The 2,000-nt window shown below is 69.0% G+C and carries 2 protein-coding genes and 1 riboswitch; both genes read right to left on the bottom strand.

Features of this window, described 5'->3' with window-relative positions:
* Positions 1-65: 65 nt before the first annotated feature.
* Positions 66-437: a glycine cleavage system protein GcvH gene (gcvH, locus tag ASG29_RS07365; protein WP_055982472.1), complete on the bottom strand. Its 372-nt coding sequence runs from the start codon at positions 435-437 to the stop codon at positions 66-68.
* Between the two features lies 1 nt (position 438).
* Positions 439-1,587 (bottom strand): glycine cleavage system aminomethyltransferase GcvT, encoded by a 1,149-nt coding sequence (gene gcvT, locus ASG29_RS07360; protein ID WP_082515824.1) that lies wholly within the window; start codon positions 1,585-1,587, stop codon positions 439-441.
* A gap of 55 nt (positions 1,588-1,642) precedes the next feature.
* A riboswitch (glycine riboswitch) is annotated at positions 1,643-1,754 on the bottom strand.
* Positions 1,755-2,000: the final 246 nt, after the last annotated feature.

Raw genomic sequence — 2,000 nt, 5'->3', positions numbered from 1 at the left:
CCGTACACCAGGACGCGACCCCTCCCCCAACCCCCTCCCCTGAAGGGGCGGGGGCTATCCGTGCATCAAAGCTTCGCGACGAACGCCTCGTAGGCGACCTCGTCCATCAGCTCCTCCAGCTCCGACGCATCGGTCAGCGTGATGCGGAAGAACCAGCCCTCGCCCTCGGGATCGGTGTTCACCAGCGCGGGTTCGTCGGACAAAGCGCGATTGCCCTCCAGCACGTTGCCCGACACGGGCGAATAGACGTCGCTGGCGGCCTTCACGCTCTCGACCACCGCGGCCTCGTCGCCCTTGTCCAGCGACTTGCCGTCCTCGGGCACGTCGACGAACACGATGTCGCCCAGCTGCTGCTGCGCATAGTCGCTGATCCCGACCGTGCCGATGTCGCCATCGACGTCGATCCACTCATGGTCCTCGGTGAAATAACGGCTCATCTCACTTCACTCCTCGGAAATAGCGATGGGGTACGAATGGCATCGGCGCGACGGTCGCGGCGTGGACCTTCCCGCGCTGGACGAGCTGGACGCTGGTGCCGGGCGCCGCCATCGCGACGGGAACGTACGCCATCGCGATCGGTGCCCCGACGCTCGGCGCGAATCCGCCCGAGGTGACGCGCCCGACGGTCGAACCGTCGGCGTCGACCACGGTCGCGCCCTCGCGCACCGGCTGCCGCCCCTCGACCAGCAGACCGACGCGCTTCTGGATCGCGCCGTTCTCGCGCTCGGCCGCGATCCGGGCAGCGCCGGGATAATCCCCCGCCTCGCGCCGCCGCTTCGACAGCGCGAAGCCCAGGTCCGCCATGACGGGCGTCGTATCGGTATCGAGGTCGTGGCCGTACAGCGGCAACCCCGCCTCCAGCCGCAGCGAATCGCGCGCGCCGAGCCCGATCGGCTTCACCTCCGGCTGCGCCAGCAGCGCGTCGGCCAGCGCCTCTACCGCATCGGCGGGCACCGAAATCTCGCACCCGTCCTCACCGGTATAGCCCGACCGGCTGATCCACAGGTCGTGGCCCTGCCATGCGAAGCCGCGCGCCTGCATGAACACCAGCGCCTCGACCCCCGGCACCACCCGCGCCAGCGCCGCGACCGCCTTCGGCCCCTGCACCGCCAGCAGCGCGTGATCCTCCATCAGGTTCAGCGTCACGTCGTCGGGCAGGCTGTCCAGCATGTGCGCGATATCGTCATATTTCGTCGCGCCGTTGACGACCATGTACACGCGGTCATCCGCCTGCCTGGTCAGCATCAGATCGTCGAGGATCCCGCCCCGATCGTCCAGCAGCAGCGAATAGCGCGCGCGCTCCATCGGCAGGCCCGCGATATCGGCGGGCAGCAACGCCTCCAGCGCGGCGACGACGCCATCGCCGGTGAAGGTTAATTGTCCCATGTGGCTGACATCGAACAGGCCGGCGCTCTCGCGCGTCCACAAATGTTCGGCCATGATGCCCTCGAACTGCACGGGCATGTGATAGCCCGCGAATTCGACCATCCGCCCGCCGCGCGCGCGATGCCACGCGTCCAGCGGCAGCGTCTGGATCGCGGGGGCTTCGCCCTCGTCATTGTCGATCGTGGTGGTCGCGTCGCTCACCGGCCGGTCTCCGTCATCCAAGGGCGTATCGCCGGCGCGGACGCCGGAGACGATCGTTTCCCCCTCTGTCACGGAACCTGAGAGCTTTCCCCCGCGCCGTCGCCGGGCGAGGTTACCCCTTCGGTGGTTCCCCTCGCGAAAGGGGAACGCTTTCCAGAGTGTCGTGGCCGGCGCGGTCCCTGGTGCCTGAGAGATTCCGGGGTGGTTGCTCCTTCGGCGGCGGCCGTTCGCCTGAAAGGCGGCCGCGCTCTCCCGCGCCTGCCCATGCCGGTTTCCCGCCATCGACAAGCCCGCGCTGTGGCGGGCCGGCGATGGCGAGTCAATCGGCTACGATGCAGTGGTCGCGCATCGCCATCGGCCACCTGCCCTCCGCCGCCGGATCGTCGGCGATTGCCTGCGGACCGGCGTTCCCA

Source organism: Sphingomonas sp. Leaf412, assembly GCF_001425405.1.
Taxonomy (GTDB): domain Bacteria; phylum Pseudomonadota; class Alphaproteobacteria; order Sphingomonadales; family Sphingomonadaceae; genus Sphingomonas.
The sequence above is the reverse complement of the archived record's forward strand: the minus strand, read 5'-3'. Positions and strand labels throughout refer to the sequence as shown.